This window comes from Sphingomonas sp. LR59 (assembly GCF_036855945.1).
In the GTDB taxonomy this organism is placed as follows: domain Bacteria; phylum Pseudomonadota; class Alphaproteobacteria; order Sphingomonadales; family Sphingomonadaceae; genus Sphingomonas.
Genome location: NZ_JASPFL010000001.1, coordinates 307,347 through 328,362 on the forward strand (window position 1 = coordinate 307,347; position 21,016 = coordinate 328,362).

At 65.9% G+C, this 21,016-nt stretch carries 15 protein-coding genes and 2 pseudogenes; 8 read left to right on the plus strand and 9 right to left on the minus strand.

Going from position 1 to position 21,016, the window contains the following annotated elements; translation table 11 throughout:
* Nucleotides 1-56 precede the first annotated feature (56 nt).
* Complete coding sequence (locus QP164_RS01480) at nucleotides 57-803, minus strand: response regulator (protein WP_333924153.1); 747 nt, start codon at nucleotides 801-803, stop codon at nucleotides 57-59.
* A 225-nt stretch (nucleotides 804-1,028) separates the two neighbouring features.
* Here QP164_RS01480 and QP164_RS01485 point away from each other — a divergent pair, with 225 nt between their 5' ends.
* Entirely contained in the window at nucleotides 1,029-1,877 is an 849-nt protein-coding gene (locus QP164_RS01485) for a response regulator (RefSeq protein WP_333921891.1), read from the plus strand.
* A gap of 26 nt (nucleotides 1,878-1,903) precedes the next feature.
* Here QP164_RS01485 and QP164_RS01490 read toward each other — a convergent pair whose 3' ends face one another.
* From QP164_RS01490 to QP164_RS01505, 4 genes are all read right to left on the minus strand, one after another.
* Complete coding sequence (locus QP164_RS01490; protein ID WP_333921893.1) at nucleotides 1,904-3,697, minus strand: putative bifunctional diguanylate cyclase/phosphodiesterase; 1,794 nt, start codon at nucleotides 3,695-3,697, stop codon at nucleotides 1,904-1,906.
* A gap of 65 nt (nucleotides 3,698-3,762) precedes the next feature.
* Nucleotides 3,763-5,382: a GGDEF and EAL domain-containing protein gene (locus QP164_RS01495; protein ID WP_333921894.1), complete on the minus strand. Its 1,620-nt coding sequence runs from the start codon at nucleotides 5,380-5,382 to the stop codon at nucleotides 3,763-3,765.
* A gap of 264 nt (nucleotides 5,383-5,646) precedes the next feature.
* The gene (locus QP164_RS01500) at nucleotides 5,647-6,399 is read right to left on the minus strand and encodes an SDR family NAD(P)-dependent oxidoreductase (protein ID WP_332755228.1); all 753 of its coding nucleotides are present in this window, start codon (nucleotides 6,397-6,399) and stop codon (nucleotides 5,647-5,649) included.
* An 84-nt stretch (nucleotides 6,400-6,483) separates the two neighbouring features.
* Nucleotides 6,484-7,047 carry a TetR/AcrR family transcriptional regulator gene (locus QP164_RS01505; RefSeq protein ID WP_333921895.1) on the minus strand — a complete coding sequence of 188 codons (564 nt, stop codon included), beginning with the start codon at nucleotides 7,045-7,047 and terminating at the stop codon, nucleotides 6,484-6,486.
* A gap of 141 nt (nucleotides 7,048-7,188) precedes the next feature.
* On the opposite strand from QP164_RS01505, the gene QP164_RS01510 reads away from it, so the two are divergent.
* The 6 genes and pseudogenes from QP164_RS01510 to QP164_RS01535 all read left to right on the plus strand — a co-directional run bounded on the left by QP164_RS01510 (nucleotide 7,189) and on the right by QP164_RS01535 (nucleotide 16,502).
* Entirely contained in the window at nucleotides 7,189-8,406 is a 1,218-nt protein-coding gene (locus QP164_RS01510; protein WP_333924154.1) for an efflux RND transporter periplasmic adaptor subunit, read from the plus strand.
* Between the two features lie 6 nt (nucleotides 8,407-8,412).
* A pseudogene (locus tag QP164_RS01515) lies at nucleotides 8,413-11,699 on the plus strand (efflux RND transporter permease subunit).
* Nucleotides 11,629-13,212 (plus strand): efflux transporter outer membrane subunit, encoded by a 1,584-nt coding sequence (locus QP164_RS01520; protein ID WP_333921896.1) that lies wholly within the window; start codon nucleotides 11,629-11,631, stop codon nucleotides 13,210-13,212. The pseudogene QP164_RS01515 and the gene QP164_RS01520 overlap by 71 nt, the downstream one beginning before the upstream one ends.
* 117 nt (nucleotides 13,213-13,329) lie before the next feature.
* Complete coding sequence (locus tag QP164_RS01525) at nucleotides 13,330-14,877, plus strand: cation:proton antiporter (protein WP_333921897.1); 1,548 nt, start codon at nucleotides 13,330-13,332, stop codon at nucleotides 14,875-14,877.
* Between the two features lie 223 nt (nucleotides 14,878-15,100).
* A pseudogene (locus QP164_RS01530) lies at nucleotides 15,101-15,712 on the plus strand (glucose-6-phosphate dehydrogenase); the annotation flags it as partial.
* A 97-nt stretch (nucleotides 15,713-15,809) separates the two neighbouring features.
* On the plus strand, nucleotides 15,810-16,502 hold the full coding sequence (locus tag QP164_RS01535; RefSeq protein ID WP_333921898.1) for a hypothetical protein: 693 nt from the start codon (nucleotides 15,810-15,812) through the stop codon (nucleotides 16,500-16,502).
* Nucleotides 16,503-16,634: 132 nt separating this feature from the next.
* Here the strand turns inward: QP164_RS01535 and QP164_RS01540 are convergent, their stop codons facing one another.
* Together QP164_RS01540 and QP164_RS01545 are read right to left on the minus strand one after the other, a co-directional pair.
* Entirely contained in the window at nucleotides 16,635-16,922 is a 288-nt protein-coding gene (locus tag QP164_RS01540; RefSeq protein ID WP_333921899.1) for a hypothetical protein, read from the minus strand.
* A gap of 25 nt (nucleotides 16,923-16,947) precedes the next feature.
* On the minus strand, nucleotides 16,948-17,178 hold the full coding sequence (locus tag QP164_RS01545; RefSeq protein ID WP_056047557.1) for a hypothetical protein: 231 nt from the start codon (nucleotides 17,176-17,178) through the stop codon (nucleotides 16,948-16,950).
* A gap of 109 nt (nucleotides 17,179-17,287) precedes the next feature.
* Between QP164_RS01545 and QP164_RS01550 the strand changes: the two genes are divergently transcribed.
* Nucleotides 17,288-18,349, plus strand: a complete 1,062-nt coding sequence (locus tag QP164_RS01550) for an SDR family oxidoreductase (protein ID WP_333921900.1) — start codon at nucleotides 17,288-17,290, stop codon at nucleotides 18,347-18,349.
* Between the two features lie 177 nt (nucleotides 18,350-18,526).
* On the opposite strand, the gene QP164_RS01555 is transcribed toward QP164_RS01550, so the two are convergent.
* Together QP164_RS01555 and QP164_RS01560 are read right to left on the minus strand one after the other, a co-directional pair.
* Nucleotides 18,527-19,045: a hypothetical protein gene (locus QP164_RS01555; protein ID WP_333921901.1), complete on the minus strand. Its 519-nt coding sequence runs from the start codon at nucleotides 19,043-19,045 to the stop codon at nucleotides 18,527-18,529.
* Between the two features lie 2 nt (nucleotides 19,046-19,047).
* On the minus strand, nucleotides 19,048-20,913 hold the full coding sequence (locus QP164_RS01560; protein WP_333921902.1) for a hypothetical protein: 1,866 nt from the start codon (nucleotides 20,911-20,913) through the stop codon (nucleotides 19,048-19,050).
* Nucleotides 20,914-21,016: the final 103 nt, after the last annotated feature.

The following is a 21,016-nucleotide window of genomic DNA, read 5'->3' on the forward strand; positions in this document are numbered from 1 at the left end:
GGCGTCCCTGCCGGTATCGTTGCCGATCGGCTTCGGAGGAGCGTCGACGGCTTGGTTCACAGCCGGACCACGCGTGGCACGAAGAAATACCCTTCGTTGCGGATCGTCCGGATGATGTCGTCACCGCGGGAGCGGAGCTTGCGGCGCAGGCGGCTGACCTGGACGTCGATCGCGCGGTCGAAGGCATCGGTGTCTGGCCCGCGTGCCGCCTCCAGCAGCGCGTCGCGCGCCAGGACGCGGCGGGGCCGCTCGACAAACGCACGCAGCACCGCAAACTCGCCATCCGTAAGATCGATCAGCGTATTTTCCGCATCGAACAGTTCGTGCGCGGCAAAATCGACGCGCCACCCGAGAAAACCGTAGGAACGCCCCTCGCTGGCATCCTGGATTTCGCGGGCGCGCAACGCCGCACGGACCGTCGCGAGGATTTCGCGCGGGCTGCACGGCTTGGTCAGATAGTGGCTGGCGCCGATCTCGAGCCCCAGGATACGGTCGGGCTCCGCGCCCAGCGCGCTCAGCATCACCACCGGCGGCCCGGCCGCACGCGCCAGGCGACGGCAGACCGACAGGCCGTCCTCGCCGGGCATCATCACATCGAGCAGGATCAGCGATACCGACTGGCGGGCCAGCACGCTGTCCATCTCCTGCGCGCTCGTCGCGGTCTCGACGTGATAGCCATGCATGCCCAGGCTTTGCGCCAGCAGCGTGCGGATCATGTGATCGTCGTCGACCACCAGCAGCGTCGGCTTCGGCACCACGCCGTCAGGGGCCGGGGCGAGCGATTCGGGGGCAGGGTTCGGCATCATGCGACGATCCTAGCGAGCGCGTGTGTTCGCGATATTTCTGCATGCGCCAAAGCGCGTCGTCCCGCATCTTTTCGTTGCAGCAACATAGGTTAGGATAACGTCGGCGCTCCAATGTTTCAAAGCGGGGCGGGCGGTGTCACATCGGGAAACATGCCGGACAAACACCGGGTGCAGGGCAGGACGCATGGCTCACCGTCTCCCTCTCCCCGAAAGTCGCCGGCGATGAACGTTTCCCAACATTACGAACCCGTATCCGCCCGCCCGCGGCACATCGCCGCGTGGCAGGACGACGCGATCCACGAGCCCGCGGACGATGCCGGCTACCAGTCGGCCCGGGTGATCATCGTCGACGACGACCCCGGTCTTCGCGAGCTTCTCACCGAGTTCCTCGTCGATAATGGGTTGGGCGTCGAGGCGGTGTCGAGCGGGGCGGCGTTGCGCGCCCGTCTCGTCCAGCGGCCCTGCGATCTCGTTATCCTCGACATGATGATGCCTGGCGAGGATGGCCTGTCCGTCCTGCGCGGGCTTGCCCAGTCCGACGATCCGCCCGGGGTCATCATGCTGTCGGCCTTGTCGAGCGAGGTCGACCGCGTGGTCGCCCTGGAGATGGGCGCGGACGATTACGTGACGAAGCCATCGACCCCGCGCGAAATTCTCGCGCGGATCCGATCGGTGCTGCGGCGGCGCAATCGGACGGTGCCCCTCGGTGCGGACATCGGTGGCATGGTCGAGGCGGGTGACGCACCGCGATTCCACACGACCTATCGGTTCGCAGGCTGGACGCTCAATTGCCGGATGCGGTCGTTGCAGGCGCCCGGCGGCGAGATCGTGTCGCTGACCGAGGGCGAGTTCCAGATGATGGATGCCTTTGTCACGCATCCCCATGCGGTCCACACGCGCGAAGACATGATCGCGCTGTCGGGGCGTGCCGATACATCGTCGAAGGATCGCACGATCGACGTCAACATCAGCCGTCTCCGCCGCAAGTTGGCGGCTTTCGACCGGACCGAGATCATCCGTACGGTCCGCGGGAAGGGCTATCTGTTCATCGCCGACGTCAGCGGCGCCTGACCAGCATATCGGACCGGCCGCGAGGCTCAGGCGGCGGCGCGGGGCGTTGTCGCCGGATCCCCCGGATGCGCGATGCACCATGCGCGGAACGGCTCTGCCGGCATCGGTCGCGCGAACAGGAACCCTTGCGCCTCGTCGCACTCCATCGTCGAGAGGCAGGCGGCGACGCCCTCGGTCTCGACGCCTTCGGCAACCACGCGGTAGCCGAGTTCGTGCGATAACCGGATCATCGTTCGGACGAGCGTCTGTTCGTCGCCGCCGCTGATGGTCGCATCGAGATCGCGCATGAAGCTCTGGTCGATCTTGACGACGTCGACGGGCAGTTGCTGAAGATAGGCGAGACTGCTGTAGCCGGTGCCGAAATCGTCGATCGCCAAACGCACTCCGGCGTCCCGAAGGGCGGCGAGCTGTTCGCGGGCCTGCGCGACGTTCCGCATGATCGCGCTTTCGGTAACCTCGAGTTCGATCCGCTCGGCACGGATCCTGTGCTTGAGCAGCAGCAGCTGGACCCGCGCGGCGAAATCGGGTTCCTCGAGATTGTTCGCCGACAGATTGATCGACAAATTACCGGTAAAGCCTTCGGCAATCCAGCGACCGAGTTGTTCCAGCGCCCGATCGACGACCCAGTGAGTCAGCGGTTTGGCGTGCCAGGTCTGTTCGATCAACGGGATGAACTCGGCGGGCGACACATCGCCCAGTACCGGATGCGTCCAGCGCAACAGCACTTCGGCACCCAGGCATTGGCGGGACAGCAGGTCGACCCGCGGTTGATAGACCAGGCTCAGCTGATCCTCGCTCGCCAACGCCGCCTCGAAATCGCGCAGCAGTTCGTAGCGACGGCGATGCGCGGTGTCGTTCGCCGACGAGAAGAAGCAGACGGTGGCTTCCTGAGCCCGCGCATCCTGCGCGGCACCGTGCGCGAACCGCAGGACGTCGGTCGGTTCGACCATGCCGAGCGTGATCGGCGCAACGCCCACCGCACCGGTGGTGGCAAAACGCAGCGACGATTTCACGCTGCACTCCGCGACCTTGTACGTCAGCAGCGTGACATAGGCGGCATCATCGACATCGGGTTCGGCGAAGAACACGAATTGCGTCGCTGCGACGTGATACGCGCGACGATTTGCAGACAATGCGTCGCGGAGTTGCAGCGCGGCGGTCTTGACCATTTCAACGACATGCTCGGAGCCGAGCACGCGGGTCATGTTGTCGATCTGATCGGTCCTCGCCAGATCGAGCATCACCAGCAGGCGGCGCTCGCCGCAGTGATCGCGCGTCAGGTCGGCGAGATCGTCGAGAAACTGCTGGCGGTTCGGCAACCCGCTGATCGGATCGATCCGGCCAAATGCATGTTGCAGCTCGATCTGCGCCATCGCCATCGCCGCAAGATCGCGCAGAGCCCCCATCTCGGCGGTGGTTGCGGTCCGCGGTTCCGAGCCGAGCACGCACAACGAGCCCAAACCATAGCCATCGCGAGTCGTGAGGGGCGCCCCGGCGTAGAATCGGGTGCCCGAGCTGGCGAGCTGGCTCGAGGCATAGAACGGATGATCGCGTAAATCGGGGATGACGAGAGGCTTGGTGGTCTCGGCGACCTCTGCACACGGTGCACGGTCGCGACCGAGTTCGGTGTGCTCGACGCCGACCCGGGATTTGAACCACTGGCGATCGTCGTCGGTCAACGAGATTGCGGAGACGGGCAGCCCGAAAATCTGACTCGCCATCCGCGTGATACGGTCGAAACTCTCGCTGGGAGGGCTGTCGAGGATATCGAGCTGTCTGAGAGCATCGAGCCGCGCCGCTTCGTTTACCAGTTTAGTCATGGCAACACTCTGTCAAATATGACTTAAGTGAATGTGAATATCAGTCACCATGAGTATAACATAAGTTAGACCAGGCGGATACTGCGCGCGGTGCGATCACGTTTTTGCGCGTATAGCGCCGCGTCGGCACGTCCCCAGGCTGCAGCGAAGTTCTGCACCGCGGAGCTGGTCGCCGAGCCATCCATAAGCACCGCCCCGACGCTGCCTCCGACCGGGAGCGTGATGCCGTCGCTGGTCATCCGCTCGCACAATGCACGTTCGATGCGATCGGCGACGACGGACAGGCGGGCGTCGTCGGCGTCGGGCAACAGGACGGCAAACTCGTCGCCCCCCAGACGCGCGAGATGGTCGCTGGCGCGGACGGCCCCGCGCAGACGCCTCGCAACCTCGACCAGAACCGTATCGCCGACACTATGCCCAAAGCGATCGTTGATCGCCTTGAACCGGTCCAGGTCGATCGCGATGATGCCGACCGCCACGCCGGGACTGGTCTGCGCGAGGCGCTGATCGAGACCGCGGCGATTGAGCAATCCCGTCAACGGGTCCGTTTCCGCGGCGACGACCGCGCGCAACTGGCGTTCCCGATCTTCGGAGATGTCGATCGTCACGCCGACGATCCGCAACGGACTGCCATCGGCGGCCCGAAGCAGCTTGCGATCGCACCGCATCCAGCGCGGGCCATTGATCGTCGACAATTCATATTCGACGGAGGCGTTGTCGATCTCACCGTCGAGCAAGGTCTGGACCGACGCCGCATCGCGGTTGGCAGGCGCGATATAGTCGCCATACGTATCGAGATCGATCGGCCCTGACCTTTCCGGTCCACGCACGAAGCGCGAGAAACTCGGGGAGGTTTCGAACCGTTTGGTTTCCACATCGATGTGCCAGAAGCCGCCGCGTACCGCCTCCATGGCCAGCGTCATCCGCGCGTTGATCTCTTGGAGCGCGCGATCGGCGCGCCGTCGCTCGGTGACGTCCTGGATATGCGCGATTACCCGGATCAGCGCGCCGTCGGGCGCGCGGACGGCCGATACCGCGAGCGACGCATGGACCGGTTCGCCGTTCTTGTGAATATAGCGCTTTTCGAGCGTGTAGTCGTCCCGCCCGCCTGCCACGACCTCGGCGAACAGCCGTGCGTCGGCCTCCTGATCGCCGGGATGCGTGATCGTCCGGAAATCGAGACCCGCAAGCTGGACGACCGTTAGCCCGAGCATGGCGGCGAACGCAGCGTTTACGCGTTCCATCCGCCCATCGGCATTGGTGACCGCCATGCCGACAGGGGCATGCTCGAACGCATCGTTGAACATGATCTCCTTCTCGGCGATGCGGGCCTCGAGATCGCGCCGGACGCTGATATCGGTCACCAGCACGACGACACCACGGATGACCCCATCGGCATCGACATCGGGGACGTAGCTTCCCTGGACGCGGCGCGCGTCGCCGCCATCGAACAGCGTATATTCGTACGTCACGGGTGTGCCGGCCAATGCTTCGGTCAACCGCGGCAGCACGGTCGGAAAGTTACCCTCGCCGACGATCTCGCGACAATGCCGTCCAACGATCTGGTCGGGCGCGATCCCGCGCCACGCTGCGTAGGTCGCGTTGGCGTAGCGATAGGTCAGGTCCCGATCGAAATACGCGACCAGCCCCGGCAGCATGTCCAGGATCGCGAGTGCGGATGGCACGCCGTCCGACGATCGCTCAGGCCCGGCCGGAATAGATCCATTTTGAGGTCTATCTGTCGCGGAGGTAGGGCGGTGGGTCATGACGCTGCATACGGGCGGCATGGTTAAGTGATAGTTCGCGTCGTCGATCGATCGCGTATCGTGATCGACACCTACCTCAAAAGCCCAATGATCCCAATGCGATGGGTGGCGAGCTCTCAGCGCTGCACGCCAGCGATTGTAAAAAGCTCATAGCTCGCGGCGTTCGACGAGGGGCGCTGTCCCTCAGCTATTTCGCGCCACCTGAAACCCTGCAAACGACTGGCTCACCGGCATGATCTCGAGCCGGTTGATGTTCAGATGCGGCGGCAGTTCGGCGATCCACAACAGCGTCGCGGCAAGGTCGCCTCCGGTCATCGGATCGGCGCCGCCATACAGCGTGTCCGAGGCGGCCTGATCGCCCGCGGTGCGGACGAGCGTGAATTCGGTTTCGATCATGCCCGGCTCGATCGATGTGACGCGCACGCCCTTGCCATGGAGATCGGATCGAAGCCCGAGAGAGAATTGTTCGACGAACGCCTTGGTGCCGCCGTACACATTGCCACCCGTATACGGATAGGTTGCCGCAACCGACGAGATGTTGATCACCGCACCCTTCCGCGCGATCAGCCCCGGCAACATCTTGTGCGTAAGCGATACGAGCGCGGTGACGTTGGTTGCGATCATCGTCTTCCACTGATCGACGTCCGCCTGATCCGCGGGCTTCGTCCCCAACGCCAGTCCGGCGTTGTTGATCAGCAGGTCGATGTCGCGAAATGCGTCGGGCAGCGCGTCGAGTGCGGCATCACGCGCGTGTTCGTCGCACACGTCGAAGACTGCCGGATGGACCATGTCTGCGCCGAGGGCGGCGACCAGCGCCTCCAGCCGTTCGGCACGGCGCCCGGTCGCAATCACGCGCCAGCCAGCCTTCGCGAACGCGTGCGCGGCGGCCTCGCCGATTCCCGAGGTCGCGCCGGTGATGAGGACGGTTCTGGTCATGTCGCTTCCTAGCCGTGGTCCGCCCCGCATCGGTCGGGGGCAGGGGCTATGTAGGAGCGATCATCGTGCTCGCAAACGTCGCACCTATAGAGCGCGTACCGCGGCCAGGATCATCCGTCCCGTCAGCCGCGCCGTCTGGTCCTCGGACAGCCGCGGGCGCGACAGGGTCCGGTGGCCGAGCCCGAACATGAAGGCGAGAATCAGCTCCTCGGCGCCTTCCAGTTCATTCTCCTGCAAGTCCGGGTTGGCGACGCAGGCGAGCTCGCGGATCATCCGCCGGAAATCGCGGCACAGGTCGGCGATCGTGTCGGCGACGTCGGCATTGCGATGCGCCTCTGCCATGATCTCGAACGAGAGCGCCTCGTCACCCTTCGACAACGCACGCCGTGCCAGTTCGACGAACCCTTCTTCGATCGAGAATCGTTCCGATTTGACCGAGTCGTTCATCGTCTGCAATTCGGCCATCTTCGCCGCCGCATCTTCCATCACGATCGCCTGGATCACGGCGTTCTTGCCGGTAAACAGGCGATAGATCTGACCGACCGACACACCCGCCGCAACGGCCAGTTCGGACATCGGCGTCTGGTGAAACCCTTGGGTCGCAAACAGATGACGAGCTGCGGCGACGATGCGCTCCCGGCTTCCCATCTCATGCTGCACTGCACTCAAAACTATATTCCCGACGCGTTTTTTGGTTGACCGGCCGCTCGCACAATCCTAGCGGGCAAGCAAGCGGAATGAACGTTCATTCCGGTGAACCTAATCTGCACGGACGTCGGGATGCTTAACATGCAGCAATTGAACCTCAAGGGATCGGTGGCGCTCTTCGCGCTCGCCCTGCTGTCGGCTTGCGGCAAGGAGCAGGCTCCGCCGCCTCCGCCCACACCGACCGTCGGCGTCGTCACCGTTGGCGAGGAAGCGGTCGTCCTCACCTCCGAGCTTCCCGGTCGTATCGCCGCGGTAGAAACCTCCGAAGTCCGTCCGCAGGTCAGCGGCGTGGTCCGCGATCGCCTCTTCACCGAGGGCGCGATGGTCAGCAAGGGTCAGGTCCTCTACGCGATCGAGGACGCCCCCTACCGCGCGGCGCTCGCCAGCGCGCAGGGCCAGCTCGGCGCGGCCCAGTCGCAGATCAACGCGACCCGTCTTCAGGCGCAGCGCTACGGCCAGCTCGTACAGCTGAACGCAGTCAGCAAGCAGGAAGCAGACAACGCAAATGCCTCCGCACAACAGGCTCGCGCCAATGTTGCAGCGCAGCAGGCGGCGGTCCAGTCGGCGCGCGTCAATCTAGGCTTCACGCGCATCAAGGCACCGATCTCGGGCCGCATCGGCCGGTCGCTCGTCACCGTCGGCGCGCTGGTTCAGACCGGCCAGACCGATCCGCTCGCGACGATCCAGCGCACCAACACCGTGTATGTCGACGTCGTCCAGTCCGCGGCGCAGCTGCTCGATCTCAAGCAGGCGATGGCAAGCGGCGGCGTGACCCGCGGCGACGGCAGCGCGCGCGTCCAGTTGATCCTCCCGAACGGCAGCACCTATCCGATCGAGGGTCGGCTGCAATTCTCCGAAGTCACGGTCGACCAGACCACCGGCGCGGTCACGCTGCGTGCGAGCTTCCCGAACCCCAACGGCCTGTTGCTGCCGGGCATGTATGTCCGCGCGAAACTGGTAGAGGGCACGCGCGCCCAGGCGATCATGGCGCCGACCGCAGGCATCACGCGCGATCCGCGCGGCGGTGCGACCGCTCTGGTCGTCAACGCGCAGAACAAGGTCGAACAGCGTAACGTGACGACCGATCGCGTCATCGGCGACAAGTGGATCGTCACCAGCGGCCTGAAGCCCGGTGACAAGCTGATCGTCGAGGGTCTGCTCAATCTGCGCCCGGGTTCGACCGTCAAGCCCGCCGCCCCTCAGCAGGTCGCCAAGCCCGCCGGTGCGCCCGGCGCTGCACCCGGAGGCGGCGACGCGTCCGGTGCGACCAGCAACAGTTCCGCGCAGGCCGGGAAGTAACCGCCCATGTCACGCTATTTCATCGATCGACCCATCTTCGCATGGGTCATCGCCATCATCCTGATGCTGGCCGGTATCCTCGCGATCCGGTCGCTGCCGATCGCGCAGTTCCCTGAGATCGCCGCCCCCAAGGTGACGGTCGCGACGTCCTATCCGGGCGCCGACGCACAGACGCTCGAGAACACGACGACGCAGATCATCGAGCAGCAGATGAAGGGCATCGATAACCTTCGCTACTTCGCCTCGACCTCGGACGGCTCGGGCAACCTCGCGATCACGCTCACCTTCGAGCAGGGCACCGATCCCGACATCGCGCAGGTCCAGGTGCAGAACAAGCTGCAACAGGCGACTCCGCTCCTGCCGCAGGAAGTGCAGCAGGCCGGTCTCCGCGTGACCAAGGCGACCGCGAACTTCCTGCTCATCATCGCCGCCTATTCGGAAAACGGCGACCACGACCAGGTCGATCTCGGCGACATGATCGCCTCGAAGCTCCAGGATCCGCTCAGCCGCATCAAGGGCGTCGGCGACACGCAGGTGTTCGGCGCGCAATATTCGATGCGGATCTGGGTCGACCCGTTCAAGATGTCGAACCTCGGCGTCACCGTCACCGACATCACCTCCGCCCTGACCGCGCAGAACGCACAGGTTTCGGCGGGGCAAGTCGGCAGTCTGCCGGCGGTGAAGGGTCAGTCGCTCAACGCGACCGTGACCGCCCAGTCGCGCCTGCAGACGCCGGAACAGTTCCGCGCGATCATCGTCCGCTCGGCGACCAGCGGCGCGACCGTGCGCCTGTCGGACGTCGCGCGCGTCGAGATGGGCTCGGAGAACTACAGCTTCCAGGCGCGCTATAACGGCAAGCAGGCGGCAGGCTTCGGCGTGAAGCTGGCACCGGGTGCGAACGCGCTCGATACCGTCAAGCTGGTCAAGGCCGAGGTCAACCGGATCGCCAAGCAGTTCCCGCCCGACGTCAAGGTCGCGTTCCCGATCGACAATTCGACGTTCGTACGGCTGTCGGTCGAGCAGGTCATCCACACGCTGATCGAGGCGATCGTCCTTGTCTTCCTCGTGATGTTCCTGTTCCTCCAGAATTTCCGCGCGACCCTGATTCCGACGATCGCGGTCCCGGTCGTGCTGCTCGGCTCGCTTGCCGTGCTCCAGGTCGCGGGGTTCACGATCAACACGCTGACCTTGTTCGGCATGGTGCTGGCGATCGGCCTGCTCGTCGATGACGCGATCGTCGTCGTCGAGAACGTCGAGCGACTGATCCAGGAGGAAGGGCTTTCCCGAAGGAAGCCGCCAAGAAGTCGATGGACGAGATCAGCGGCGCGCTGGTCGGCATCGGCCTCGTGCTGTCGGCGGTGTTCCTGCCGATGGCGTTCTTCAGCGGCTCGACCGGCGTGATCTTCCGCCAGTTCTCGATCACCATCGTCTCGTCGATGGCGCTCTCGGTGCTGGTCGCATTGATCCTGACGCCCGCGCTCTGCGCGACGATCCTGAAGCCCGCCAAGGAAGGCCACGGCGAGAAGAAGGGCTTCTTCGGCTGGTTCAACCGCACCTTCGACAAGGGTGTCGGCAAGTACGGCAACGGCCTGCGCCGCGTCGAGAAGGGCTGGGTCCGCACGATGCTGGTCTATGCCGTGATCGTCGTCGCGATGGCCTTCATCTTCGTCCGCCTGCCGTCGGGCTTCCTCCCCGAGGAAGATCAGGGCGTGATGTTCGCACAGGTCTCGATGCCGTCGGGTACGCCGATGGAGGAGACCGCCCGGACGATGGACAAGGTCCGCGATCACTTCCTGATCGACGAGAAGGCCAACACCGCGGGTATCTTCACGATCAGCGGCTTCGGCTTCGTCGGCCAGGGCCAGAATGTCGGTATCGCCTTCATCCAGCTGAAGCCCTGGGAAGATCGTAGCGGCGCGGAGAACGGCGTCGCCGCGGTCGCGGCACGCGCCAACCAGGCGCTCGCCGGGATCCGGGCCGGCATGGTGATCGGCTTCGTGCCGCCCGCCGTGCAGGAACTCGGCAACGCCAACGGCTTCGACTTCATGCTGAAGGACAATGCCGGCGTCGGTCACGAGAAACTCCTCGAAGCGCGCAACATGCTGCTCGGCATGGCCAGCCAGGACAAGCGCCTGATGCAGGTCCGCCCGAACGGCCTGGAGGATGCGCCACAGCTGAAACTGAACGTCGACCAGGCGCAGGCAGGGGCACTCGGCCTCAGCCAGCAGGACATCAACACCACCGTCAGCACCGCGTTCGGTGGCGCGTACATCAACGACTTCATCGACCGCGGTCGCGTGAAGAAGGTGTTCGTGCAGGCCGACGCACCGTTCCGCACGACGCCCGCCGATCTCGGTAACTTCTACGTCCGCGGCACGACCAGCAACGCGATGGCGCCGTTCTCGTCCTTCTCGACGACGAGCTGGAACTACGGGCCATCGCGACTCGAACGGTACAACGGCGTAGCCTCGTTCGAGATCATGGGTTCGCCAGCGCCGGGCGTCAGCAGCGGCACCGCGATCAAGGCGATGGAGGAGATGGCGGCCAAGCTGCCGCCCGGCATCGGCTATGAATGGACCGGCCTCAGCTACGAGGAAAACCTGTCGGGTGGCCAGTCGACCACGGTCTATGCGCTGTCGCTGCTGATCGTGTTCCTCTGCCTCGCGGCACTGTACGAGAGTTGGTCGATCCCGATCGCCGTCCTGCTGGTGGTGCCGCTCGGCGTCCTCGGCGCGGTCGGCGCGGCGATGATCTTCGGGCTCAACAACGACATCTATCTCCAGGTCGGGCTGATCACGACAATCGGTGTGGCGGCGAAGAACGCGATTCTGATCGTGGAGTTCGCCGAGGAGAAGATGGGCGACGGGATGAACGCGGCCGATGCCGCGGTCGAGGCGGCCAAGCTTCGCCTTCGCCCGATCCTGATGACGTCGTTCGCGTTCATCTTCGGCGTGTTGCCGCTCGCCTTGTCGAGCGGTGCCGGCGCCGGCGGTCAGAACGCAATTGGCTGGGCGGTGGTCGGCGGTATGCTGTCCGCGACCGTCCTCGCGATCTTCTTCGTGCCGCTGTTCTTCCTGCTCGTGAAGCGCGTCTTCAAGCAGGACAAGGCCGGCTCGGGGCAGGACCGCGACCAGGTGCCCGATCCCGACGGCAACCGTGACGACAACCGTGACGGCGGCACCACGCCCCCCACGACCAGCGGCCGCAGGAGGCCTGATCCAGATGTTCTCGACCAAGATCTCCAGCCACACCACGCTGACGTTCGCCGCCGGGCTCACGCTCGCCGGCTGTAATCTCGCCCCGAAATACGTCCGGCCCGAATTGTCGGTGCCGGCGGCGACGCCTTCAGGGCCCGCCTATGCCGCCACCGACGCGGCGGGCGCGATCATGCCAGCGGACACGTCGTGGGAGGTGTTCTTCACCGACGACCGCCTGCGCCGCGTGATCCGCACCGCGCTGGAAAACAACCGCGACCTCCGCGTCGCGGTCGCCAACGTGGCGCAGGCTCGCGCGCAATACAGCGTCCAGCGCTCGAACCTCTTCCCGACGATCGCGGCAAGCGGTAGCGCGACCTACCAGAAGTCGCCGTTCGGCGCGGTTGGCGGCGGGCTTGCGGGCGGTACGGGTACCGGCGGCACCGGAACGGGCGGTACTGGTACCGGCGGAACCGGCACGGGCGGTACCGGCACAGGCGGCACCGGCGGCGGGACTGGCGGGACCGGGTCCAGCGTCGTCTCGAGCGGTCGTGCCGACATCTATTCGGCGAACGTCGGCATATCGGCGTGGCAGATCGACCTGTTCGGCCGCGTCCGCAACCTCACTCAGGCGCAGCAGGAACAGTATTTCGCGGCGGAGGAAAACCGTAACGCCGCCCAGGTGTCGCTGATCGCCGAGATTGCAACGCAGTGGCTGACGATGGCCGCCGACCAGGATCGCCTAAAGATCGCGCGCGATACGGAACGTGCGTTCGGCCAGACCGTCAAGTTGACGCAGGACCGCTTCCGGATCGGCATCGCCTCCGAACTCGAAGTGCGCCAGGCGAGCACCAGCTACGATCAGGCCCGCTCGGACATCGCCGACGCGACCACGCTGATCGCGCAGGACCAGAACGCGTTGAACCTGCTCGCGGGCACGACCCTGACCGCGGACATGCTGCCGGCCCGGCTCGATACGACCAGCCCGACGCTGGAGAACCTGCCCGCCAACCTGCCGTCGCAGGTGCTGCTACGTCGTCCGGACATCGCATCGGCCGAGCATCAGCTGATCGCCGCCAATGCCAATATCGGCGCAGCGCGCGCGGCGTTCTTCCCGAACATCTCGCTGACCGCCGCCTTCGGTACCATCAGCCTCGGGCTGTCGAACCTGTTCGGCAACGGATCGCAGAACTGGTCGGTCGCGCCATCGGTCAGCCAGACCTTGTTCGACTTCGGCCGCAACAAGGGCAATCTCCGCTACGCCCAGGCGACGCGCGACGCCGCGGTCGCCACCTATGAGAAGAGCATCCAAACGGGCTTCCGCGAAGTCGCCGATGCGCTTGCCCGCCGCGGCACGATCGGCGCGCAGTTGCAGGCGCAGACCTCGCTCCGCGACAATGCGGCAGGTGCGTTCAAGCTGTCGGAACTGCGGTTCCGTGCGGGGATCGACACGTTCCTCAACACGCTCGACTCGCAGCGCTCGCTCTACACCGCGCAGCAAAGCCTGCTTGCCGCGCGCCTGACCCGCGACAGCAACTCGGTCGAACTCTACCGCGCCCTTGGCGGCGGGGTAACGACGACCCAGTCCCCGGACCCGCGCCCGCAAAACTAACCCAATGATCCTCCCCCGTCAGGGGGAGGATCGTAAGTGGCGAATGGCGGTTGGCCTCAGACCCTGTCGCCAGGCTAGCGATCGGGCCCATAGCGCGGCGCCGACCGTTGCGCCCCGGTGCAACTCTTCGAATCCCTCGACATCATCCTGCTCGCCGCGCTGGTCCTGCTGGTCCTCGCGCGCAAGCTGAACGTCCCGTATCCGACGTTGCTCGCCGTGGCGGGACTCGGCTTCGCGATGCTACCGTTCGCGCCGAAGATCGCGGTCGAACCGCATCTGGCGCTCGCGCTGTTCATCGCCCCGGCGCTGCTTCACGCCTCCTACAACACCAGTCCGCGCGCGTTGCGGCGGTTCTGGTTCCCACTCCTGTCGCTGGCGGTGTTCGCGGTGCTCGTCACCACGGCGACGGTCGCGCTGGTCGGCGTGACGCTCGGCGGGCTACCGCTCGCGGCCGCGTTCGCACTGGGGGCGATCGTCGCGCCGCCCGATGCGGCCGCGTCCGAAGCGGTACTGGGCGAAGTCGGCATTCCCCGTCGCGGCCTGCTGCTGCTGCAGGGGGAAAGCCTGCTCAACGACGCCACCGCGTTGCTGTTGTTCGGGCTCGCCAGTGCGTTCGCGACGCATTCGGATACGCCCGTCACGCCGCTCGCGCTGGCCGCTGCGGTGCCAGGCGGGATCGTCTTCGGTGCGTTGGCGGCGTGGGCGTATCTTCGCGTCACGCCGCTGTTCGCACGAACACTGGGGGCAAGCCTCGCCGATTTCGCCGTGACGTTCGGGATCTGGCTGATGGCCGAGCGTCTCCACATCTCGCCGGTACTCGGCGTCGTCACGTTCGGCATGATCGTGTCGCAGCGCCGCCCGATCAAACAGCCCGCGCGCGACCGGTTGCAGAGCGCCGCGGTCTGGTCGGCAGCGGTCCTCGTCCTCAACATCATCGCCTTCGCCCTGATGGGGCTGCAATCGCGCGACATCCTGATCCGGCTGCCGAGCACGGAGCGTTGGCCCGCGATCGGCTTTGCGGCCGCGGTCCTGGCCACCGTGCTGGCGACGCGGATCGCCTGGGTGTTTCTCGTCCGCTTCATCGAAGGCGGTATCGCCAATCGCTATGCGCCGTCCTGGTTGCCCAAGCCGCCGCCGTGGAACGCGTCGGTGATCCTGTCCTGGTCAGGGATGCGTGGCCTGCTGACGCTGGCCACCGCGTTCGCGCTGCCACGGTCGGTGCCGGGCCGTGACCTGATCGTGCTGGCCGCGTTCGGAGTAGTGATCGGCACGCTCGTACTGCAGGGACTGACGCTGGGCCCGCTGATCCGCCGCCTTGATCTCGGCGAGGACACCGGGCTTGCCGACGAGATCGCACCCGCACGCAAGCGACTGATCGATGCCGGGCTTGCCGTGCTACCAGCGCGTGCGGGCGAGGCGGCGGACGCGTTGCGCTTTCGCTACGGCGCGGCCAGCAAGGTCACCGCCGAGGCCGACGATCCGCAGGCGACCTCCGAATTCGACGAACTCCACCTCGAGATGATCGCCTGCCAGCGGGTCGTGCTGCACCAGATGCGCGACAAGGGCGAGGTGGCCGAAGACGTGTATCGCCGCCTGCAGGAGGAACTCGACTGGGCAGAGGTCGACGCGCGCGCCTTCGGGGACAACATCCTCACCGCCACCTGAAACGCCACCCTGAAATGACACCCGGAAATGCCACCCTGGAAATGGGTGCCGGGAACATCGGCGCCCGCTACGCTGTTTGAAGGAACCACCGAAGAAAGGGTCGATGCATGTCCGAGGCGAATTCGTGAGCAAGTCCGTGAAGCCCGCACCGCCGACGACGCTCGTGATCTTCGGCGCCTTTGGTGATCTGACCCGCCGCCTGTTGATGCCGGCGCTGATCAACATGACGCGATTGGGGCTGGTCGGTAACGATTTCCATGTGCTCGGCGTCGGTATCGACGAGGGTAACGACCAGTCGCTTCGCGACGCGCTCGGCAGCTTCGATGCGAAGGGCGGCGAGGGCGATAGCGAGAAGGGCGACGCCTGGGCGCGGCTCAAGGACCGCGTCGGCTATCTCCAGGGCGATTTCACCAAGGACGACGTCTACGAGCAGCTCAAGGCGCGGGTGAACGGTAACGTTGCCTTCTATTTCGCGGTGCCCGCGAAGTTCTTCGGGACGATCGTCGACAAGCTTGCCGACCACGGCCTGATGGCGGAGACGCCGCACGGATTCCGCCGGATCGCGATCGAGAAGCCGTTCGGCCACGACCTCGCCTCCGCCCGCGATCTCAACGCGCGCATCCTCGCGCGCGTGTCGGAGGCGCAGGTCTACCGGATCGACCATTTCCTCGGCAAGGAAACCGTCCAGAACATTATGACTGCGCGGTTTGCCAACATGATGATTGAGCGCGTCTGGAATTCGGACTGTATCGCGCACGTCCAAATCACCGCCGCCGAGACGGTCGACGTCGGCACGCGCGGCAAGTTCTACGACGGCACCGGCGCACTCCGCGACATGGTGCCGAACCACCTGTTCCAGCTGCTGTCGATGGTCGCGATGGAGCCGCCGGCGAGTTCTCGATGCCGAGGCGATCCGCAACGAGAAGGGCAAGGTGCTCAAAGCCGTCCGCGTCTATTCGCCCGGCAAGGCGAAGCGCAACGGCGTCCGCGGGCAATATACCGCGGGCAAGGTGAAGGGGGTCGACGTCCCCGCCTACACCGCCTCGCCCGACGTGGCGCCCGACAGCAGGACGGAGACCTATGTCGCGCTGAAGCTGATGGTCGATACGTGGCGCTGGGCCGGCGTGCCGTTTTACCTGCGCACCGGCAAGGCGATGACGTGCCGGGATACCGAGATCGCGATCACCTTCAAGCCGGTGCCGTTCGCGTCGTTCCCCGGCGCGGCGGCGGACATGCTGCCGCCAAACCGCCTGATCATCCAGATCCAGCCCGACGAGGGGCTGAGCATGGACATCAACATCAAACGCCCCGGACTCGAAGTCGCAACCGCGCCGATCGCGCTAGATTTCCGCTACGCCGACGCCTTCGATATCGGTCATCTGACCGGCTACGAGTCGCTAATTTACGACCTTTTCGTGGGTGACCAAACCCTGTTCCAGAGGGCGGATGCAATCGAGGCGGGCTGGGCCGCAGTGCAACCGTTCCTCGACCTCTGGGCGCAGGATACCAGCGCGCCCGAGCCCTACGAAGCCGGCACGCTCGGCCCGGCCGCAGCCGATGCGCTGCTCGCGCACGACGGCCACACCTGGCACGAACTCGCCCCGGCAGGACAAACCGTACCTTAAAACCGCTCCGGCGAAGGCCGGGGCCCAATTGGGCAACGTCGCTAATGGACGGCGGCGCTCGGTTCCGCCGACCTTGCCAATTGGGCCCCGGCCTTCGCCGGGGTGGCGCGTGTATTTAGCCGCCGCTCGAAATCAAACCCGCTCGGTCAGCTCGATCTCGCCCTCGACCTCCATCTCGTCCTCGTCGCCCATCTCGTCCATGTCGGGCATCGTGAAGTCGGCCTTCCAGTCGTAGATCTTCTCCACCCCGCCCTGCACCCAGACGCGGACCGCGCCCTCGGTGATCTCGCCGCCCATCGCACCGACGAAATCCGCCACCAACGAATCCGCCGCATCCTCGTGATCGGTCGCGCCGGGGATCGTCGCGGCGGTCATTTCTTCATCGAGTTCGATGATCTGCGCCCAATATTGCTTCGCCATGGTCTACTCCTGAGAAATGCTGCCGTCAGCCGGCGGTAATGATGGGGTGATCCTCGCGCAGCCGGTCCGCCAGCCGCTCGACCGCGTCGACCTCGCTTGCGCTGCCCGACGGCGTCACCGCCCAGTTGCAATGCGCGTGCGTTGCGAGGCTGTAGACCTTCACGTCGCCGACGATCAGCCGCCACCGCCGCCGATCGCCGCTATTGTATCGGACGAGGTTGGTGACGAACAGGCTCTGGAGATCCGATGCGGTCATCCGCGCCCCATAGCGACAATCGCCCGGCCGCCGCCACCGCAAATGGCGTAAGGTGGATCCCTTCCAAATTACGGCGCGTTTAGGATCGTAGGAATAACGGGAATTGCACATGGCCAGGACGGCATTGGTAGTGGGAACGAGCGGGATCGTCGGCAGCGCGACCGCCGCGGCGTTGGTGAAGGCGGGTTGGACCGTCCACGGACTCGCGCGGCGCCCGACCGAACAGGACGGCGTGCAGCCGGTCGCGGCTGATCTCCAGGATCCCGCTAGCCTCGAAAAAGCACTCACTGGCCTCAAACCCGATGCGGTCTTCATCGCCACCTGGTCGCGTCAAGACAGCGAGGCGGAGAACATCCGGGTCAACGGCGGCATGGTCCGCAACCTGCTCGGCGCGCTCTCGCCAGCGGGTAGCGTCGACCACGTTGCACTGGTGACGGGCCTGAAGCATTACCTTGGGCCGTTCGAGGCGTACGGCAAGGGCGCACTCCCGCAGACCCCGTTCCGCGAGGAGCAGGGCCGCCTCGACGTTGAGAACTTCTACTATGCGCAGGAAGACGCCGTGTTCGAGGCGGCGGAGCGGGACGGCTTCGGCTGGAGCATCCACCGCCCGCACACGATTATCGGCAAGGCGGTCGGCAACGCGATGAACATGGGCACCACGCTCGCGGTCTACGCGACCTTGTGCCGCGAGACCGGCCGCCCGTTCCGCTTTCCGGGCTCGGCCGCGCAGTGGAACGGCCTCACCGACATGACCAGCGCGACTTTGCTCGCGGACCACCTGATTTGGGCCGCAACCACCTCCGCGGCACGCAACGAGGCGTTCAACGTCGTCAACGGCGACGTCTTCCGCTGGAGCTGGATGTGGGGGCGGATCGCCGAGTGGTTCGGCATCGAGGCCGCACCCTTCGACGGTACCGTGCTGACGCTCGATGAGCAGATGAAGGACGATGCGGGCATCTGGCGCGAGATCGCGGCGCGCGAAGGTTTGGCCGAGGCTGACCTGTCGCGCCTCGTATCGCCCTGGCACACCGACGCCGATCTCGGCCGCCCGATCGAGGTGGTGACGGACATGGGCAAGAGCCGCCGCCTGGGGTTCAGAGAATATCAGCCCACCGACGACGCGTTCTTCGATCTGTTCGCGGAGCTGCGGGCTGATCGGTTGATCCCGTGAGCGTCGGTGGCGGGATGTAATAATACGCAGGCTTCGCGATCCTCCCCCGCCAGGGGGAGGTGGCTGGCCCTTGCCAGACGGAGGGGGAGGCAAGCGCAAACGGATGTTCCGTGTCCTCCCCCTCCGTCACCTTCGGCGCCACCTCCCCCTGGCGGGGGAGGATCACAGGGGTGGACGCTAGCCCTTCACTGCCACCGTAGCCGTAACCCCCGGATCATCCCGCAGCTTCAGATACAGAGTCCCGTCAACCGGCTTTGGCACGGCAAGCGTTGCTCCTGGAAACCCCTCTGGCACCCGCACGGCATCCGCAAACCCGGCATTCCCCGCCACCGACTCGATCAGAAACAATTCCGACCCCGCCAGCTTGCATGCATCTTTGCACGTCACCCCGGCCAGCGCAGGTATCCGCACCAGGCTCGTCAACGGCACCCAGTCGCCGGCGACGCCGTTCTGCACCAGCCGCCACCGCAGCGGCCCATGCGCGGACACGCCTAGTGCCTTGCCAGGCTCGACCGAGATTACCGCGATCCGCTCATCCTGTACGGTCAGCCCGCACCCCGACGCGACGGTCATCGTCGGCCCACCAGCGACCGCCCCGATCTCGACGCTATCCCCCGCCGCAAATCGCGTGGTCCCGTCGGCGCGCAGCGAGAAGGTGATCCGGGCATCCTGCGCGATTGCGGTGTCGCCCGCCAAGGTCAATGCGAGGCCGGGGAGGGCGGTGCAACCACACTCTTGGCAATCAGAGTCGCCTGGGGTCGTGCCGCGGCGACGGTGAACTTTACCGACCGCTTGCGCCCATCGGTCAGCGTGACGAGCGCGGTCTTGGTCTGACCTGCCGCGAAATTCGGCGCCGCATCCGCGGTGAGCCCCAGCAGATCGCCCTTATCCGCGCGCACCACTTCGCCCGGCTGGAACGCGACCCCGTCGGCCGTCATCGACGCGACCAGATCGAGCCGCGTCCCCGCGAGCGTCCCCGCCGTATCGCCCGCGTGTAGCGTCAGGCCATCGATCCGCCCCGCCTCGGCCAACGCGGTCAGGGCGATCTTCTCCGGCGCCTCGATCCCGTATTGCTTCACGAGCAGCGTCAGCTTCCCCGGCGCTGTCTTCCCGAGCGGCAGTGTCAGTCCGATCCGGTCGCCGTTCGTCGTCCACGCCAGCGGCACCTCACCGGAGGAACCAACCAGCGTCACGGCCTCGACGCAACTCGGCGTTGGCCCGGCCAGCGCCACCGGGTTGTCGCGCCCCACCACCAAATTCTCGGGGTCGGTATCGACCATCTGCCAGCCACCGGCGCTCGGCACCTGCAAGCGGAACCGCGGGCCGTCGAATGGCGTGAAGCCCCAGCGTCCATGCAGCGTCGCGTCGGTCACCGCGCTCAGCCCGGTAGTCCGCATCCCGACCTGATCGAGCACATAGCCACCACGCTCGGCATCGGCCTGCACCGGCAGCTCGACCACGCCCCCCTGCGGAGTCGTCACGCGCAAGCTCATGTCGTGCGCGAACTTCGTCGCATAGATCAACGGCGCACCCTCGACCGGCAGCACGAGATCGGGCTTCGCCGCGCAGACCAGCCGATCCGCCTCCGCGCGCCGCAGCGTCGGCGTCTGCGGCGTGCCCGTCTCGATCACCGGCATCGCGACGACCATTACCGATTTCGGGCTCGCGAACGACGGCGCCGCGTTCAGCAGCAACGCCATCCGGTCTTCGCGGACCCGCGCCAGCGCCGGGATGTAGCGGAACTGCGTCGACTGGAACGCACCGAAGATCTTCGCCAGATCGCGGACCACGCCGATATATGGACTGTAATAGCCGAGCCCGCCGGCCGGCGTCGCGCTGAGTTGCAACGCCAGATCGGTCGGCGCGCCGACGAGCGTATCGGCCAGCGTCGAACTCTGGCCATCCGCGAGCAGCAGCGACTCGCGGTTCTGCGTCAGGCACGACGCCTGCAGATCGGCCGTCAGATCGAGGCACTCCGCCTTCAGCTTGACCGAAAGGCTGCGCGACAGCAGCGGCGATACCGCCTCGATCCGCTCCGGCCGAGTGCGTTCGAGCGCATGGATCCCGTCGAGAAACGCATCGAGTCGCGCGCGATCGAGCGACGCCTGATCCAAATCCTGTACCGCACGCACAAACGCACCAGGCTGTTTGCGCACCGCCGAGACAACCGCATCGAACCCGCCGCTGTCGGGAACCAGGAACACCACCAGCTGGCGCGCGCCGTCCGGCACCTTCAATGCGAGCGTGGCCTTCTTCGCCTTCCACGTTTCCGCCTTGAAGAACCACGACTTCGGTGGCGGCTCGGTCGCGCCGCGCAGGAACCCCGCGACCAGCAGATAACGTTCGGCGTCGTCCCTCTTGCCGGTCGGTAAATCCGCCGCGATCGTCACGCGGTCACCGGTCGCCAGCCTCGGCACCTGCGCGATCGGCAAGGTCGTCGTGCCATGCGTCACCCCGACGCGCAGACTCGGGCCGGTCAGGTCGAACGGCGCGGGATCGGCGTTCGCGGTTGCCGGCACGAGCGCGGCTGCCAGTGCGCAGAACGGAAGAAAGCGAAGCATCATCAGGGGCGACCTCGTCGTCTGGAGCATCTCCGATGGCCTGTACCGGTGTCGAGAATAGGGCAGGGCCAGCCACCGCACGATCCTTCCCCGCCAGGGGGCACTC